Annotated in this window: 3 protein-coding genes and 1 pseudogene; 3 read left to right on the top strand and 1 reads right to left on the bottom strand. The window is 55.7% G+C overall.

What is annotated here, in order from left to right; all coding sequences use genetic code 11:
* Positions 1 to 59 precede the first annotated feature (59 nt).
* Positions 60 to 668: a tetracycline resistance transcriptional repressor TetR(D) gene (gene tetR(D), locus K5R89_RS26685; protein WP_023352616.1), complete on the bottom strand. Its 609-nt coding sequence runs from the start codon at positions 666 to 668 to the stop codon at positions 60 to 62.
* A gap of 95 nt (positions 669 to 763) precedes the next feature.
* On the opposite strand from tetR(D), the gene tet(D) reads away from it, so the two are divergent.
* The 3 genes and pseudogenes from tet(D) to K5R89_RS26700 all read left to right on the top strand — a co-directional run.
* Entirely contained in the window at positions 764 to 1,948 is a 1,185-nt protein-coding gene (gene tet(D), locus K5R89_RS26690) for a tetracycline efflux MFS transporter Tet(D) (protein ID WP_001039466.1), read from the top strand.
* A 94-nt stretch (positions 1,949 to 2,042) separates the two neighbouring features.
* Positions 2,043 to 3,152, top strand: coding sequence for an S-(hydroxymethyl)glutathione dehydrogenase/class III alcohol dehydrogenase (locus K5R89_RS26695; RefSeq protein WP_000842134.1), 1,110 nt, complete (start codon positions 2,043 to 2,045; stop codon positions 3,150 to 3,152).
* 21 nt (positions 3,153 to 3,173) lie between these two features.
* A pseudogene (locus K5R89_RS26700) lies at positions 3,174 to 3,596 on the top strand (alpha/beta hydrolase-fold protein); the annotation flags it as partial.
* Positions 3,597 to 3,666: the final 70 nt, after the last annotated feature.

Consider the following 3,666-nt stretch of genomic DNA (forward strand, 5'->3'; position numbering starts at 1 on the left):
TGAATGGGTTCATGTGCAGCTCCATCAGCAAAAGGGGATGATAAGTTTATCACCACCGACTATTTGCAACAGTGCCCAAACCCCCGGATCAGGCTCTCCAGGCCATGCAGAAAGGCCTGCTCACCATCATCACTGTCCATAATCTGCAGCGCTTCCCGCAATAGCGGCGGCAGGTTTTCGTCCGGTGCTGCAGGGCGGTCGGTCAGGGCGGCAGTATGCTCCTGCTGCTCCAGTACGGCACCAAGGGTAAAATGACTGACCGCTGAAATCGCATATAACCCGTCGCGCAGTGAAAAGCCGTTTTCTGTCATAAAGCGTAACTGGGTTTCCACCGTATCATACTGTTTTTCATCAGGGCGGGTGCCGAGGTGCACTTTTGCCCCGTCACGGTAACGCAGCAGCGCCCGGCGGAAACTCATTGCATTATTGCGCAGAAATGACTGCCAGGATTCCCCCGCCGCAGGCAGTGAATAATCATGATGACGCGCCAGGATCTCCACCGCCAGCGCATCCAGTAACGCCCGTTTATTTTTCACATGCCAGTAAAGTGTCGGCTGTTCTATTCCCAGCTTCTGCGCCAGCTTGCGGGTCGTCAGCCCGTCAATCCCTGTCTCATTCAGCAGTTCCAGTGCCGCATCAATAACCGATTCTCTGTTCAGCCGTGCCATGACCGTCTCCTCCGATTTTCAGATTGACACTCTATCATTGATAGGGATATATTCCAACTCTATCAATGATAGGGAATTAACACAGGATCTGAAAAATGAATAAACCCGCTGTCATCGCGCTGGTGATTACACTGCTGGACGCGATGGGAATTGGTCTGATCATGCCGGTATTACCGTCACTGCTGCGGGAATATCTCCCGGAAGCGGATGTGGCAAACCATTACGGCATTCTGCTGGCGCTGTATGCGGTGATGCAGGTCTGTTTTGCTCCGCTGCTGGGCAGATGGTCAGATAAGCTGGGGCGCAGACCGGTGCTGCTGTTATCCCTGGCGGGTGCCGCGTTTGATTACACACTGCTGGCACTGTCCAATGTGCTGTGGATGTTGTATCTCGGGCGGATTATCTCCGGGATCACTGGTGCCACCGGCGCGGTTGCGGCTTCGGTAGTGGCGGACAGCACGGCGGTCAGCGAGCGTACCGCCTGGTTCGGCCGTCTCGGTGCGGCCTTTGGTGCCGGGCTGATTGCCGGGCCGGCTATCGGCGGACTGGCGGGGGATATCTCACCGCATCTGCCGTTTGTCATTGCGGCAATACTGAATGCCTGCACCTTTCTGATGGTCTTTTTTATCTTTAAACCGGCGGTACAGACAGAAGAAAAACCGGCGGAGCAGAAACAAGAAAGCGCAGGTATCAGCTTTATCACACTGCTTAAACCTCTGGCGCTGTTGCTGTTTGTCTTTTTTACCGCGCAGCTTATCGGGCAGATCCCGGCCACTGTCTGGGTATTGTTTACGGAGAGCCGCTTTGCCTGGGACAGCGCGGCGGTCGGTTTTTCACTGGCGGGACTCGGGGCGATGCATGCACTGTTTCAGGCGGTGGTTGCCGGGGCGCTGGCAAAACGGCTGAGTGAGAAAACCATTATTTTCGCCGGATTTATTGCCGATGCCACCGCGTTTTTACTGATGTCTGCTATCACTTCCGGATGGATGGTGTATCCGGTCCTGATCCTGCTGGCAGGCGGCGGAATTGCACTGCCTGCATTGCAGGGCATTATCTCTGCCGGGGCATCGGCGGCAAATCAGGGAAAACTACAGGGTGTGCTGGTCAGCCTGACCAATCTGACCGGCGTGGCGGGCCCGCTGCTGTTTGCTTTTATTTTCAGTCAGACACAGCAGAGTGCGGACGGTACGGTGTGGCTGATTGGCACGGCACTGTACGGTCTGCTGCTGGCAATCTGTCTGCTGATCAGAAAACCGGCACCGGTGGCGGCCACCTGCTGACCGGCGCTATACAGGCAGCGCTGTTGTGCGGTATGGTGGACGGCATTCGTGCTTATCGCCTGCCATGATAAGCCTCAGACACAGAGGAACCGTTATGAAATCACGCGCAGCAGTCGCCTTCGGGCCGGGTTTACCCCTTGAAATTGTTGAAATTGATGTGGCACCGCCGAAGAAAGGTGAAGTGCTGGTGAAAATCAGTCACACCGGGGTATGCCATACCGATGCCTACACGCTTTCCGGTGATGATCCGGAAGGTCTGTTCCCGGTGGTGCTCGGCCATGAAGGTGCCGGGGTGGTGGTTGAGGTCGGTGAGGGCGTGACCAGTGTGAAACCGGGCGACCATGTGATCCCGCTGTACACCGCCGAGTGCGGCGAGTGTGATTTCTGTACCTCCGGTAAAACCAACCTCTGTGTTGCCGTCCGCGAAACCCAGGGCAAAGGCGTGATGCCGGACGGCACCAGCCGTTTTTCGTATAACGGTCAGCCGCTCTATCACTATATGGGCTGCTCGACATTCAGCGAATATACCGTTGTGGCGGAAGTATCACTGGCGAAAATCAATCCGCAGGCCAATGCGGAGCAGGTTTGCCTGCTCGGCTGCGGCGTGACCACCGGGATCGGCGCGGTACACAATACCGCGAAGGTACAGGAAGGGGATTCTGTGGCGGTATTCGGCCTCGGCGGTATCGGGCTGGCCGTGGTGCAGGGCGCACGTCAGGCAAAAGCGGGGCGCATCTTTGCCATCGATACCAATCCATCCAAGTTTGAGCTGGCAAAACAGTTCGGCGCCACAGACTGCATTAATCCCAATGATTATGACAAACCTGTTCAGCAGGTGCTGGTCGAAATGACCAAATGGGGTGTGGATCATACCTTTGAATGTATCGGCAATGTCAATGTGATGCGGTCGGCGCTGGAAAGTGCGCACCGTGGCTGGGGGCAGTCGGTAATTATCGGGGTGGCGGGTGCCGGAAAAGAGATTTCAACCCGTCCGTTCCAGCTGGTGACCGGCCGGGTCTGGAAAGGCACGGCGTTCGGCGGCGTGAAAGGGCGTACCCAGTTGCCGGGAATGGTGGAAGATGCCATGAGCGGCAAAATCGAGCTGGCGCCGTTTGTCACGCACACCATGGAACTGGATAAAATCAATGAAGCTTTTGATTTGATGCACGACGGCAAATCCATCCGCACAGTCATTCATTACTGATAACGTATTCAGGGAGATACTATGGAACGGATTGAACATCACGTCTGTTTCGGCGGCAGCCAGGAAGTCTGGCGTCACCACTCTGCGGTGACCGGCACGCCGATGACTTTTTCCGTGTTTCTGCCGCCGCAGGCAAAAACAGAGAAATGTCCTGTGCTGTACTGGCTTTCCGGGCTGACCTGCAACGAGCAGAATTTTATCACCAAAGCCGGGGCACAGCGTTACGCAGCGGAACACGGCCTGGTGATTGTCGCGCCGGATACCAGTCCGCGCGGCAGTCAGGTGGCGGATGATAAAGAGTACGATCTCGGCCAGGGTGCCGGGTTTTATGTCAATGCCACACAGGAGCCGTGGAAAGCGCATTATCAGATGTATGATTATATTCTGAATGAGCTGCACACCCTGGTAAGCGGGCATTTCGGCACATCGGAAAAACGGGCACTGTTGCAAAGTTAGCGATGAGGCAGCCTTTTGTCTTATTCAAAGGCCTTACATTTCAAAAACTCTGCTTACC

Origin of the sequence: Klebsiella sp. TF21-TM (assembly GCF_019753495.1) — a bacterium.
Lineage (GTDB): Bacteria > Pseudomonadota > Gammaproteobacteria > Enterobacterales > Enterobacteriaceae > Klebsiella > Klebsiella quasipneumoniae.

What these genes read in the sequence shown, in the direction of transcription:
- K5R89_RS26695 (WP_000842134.1), top strand. Translation starts at nt 2,043, where the DNA reads ATGAAATCACGCGCAGCAGTCGCCTTCGGGCCGGGTTTACCCCTTGAA.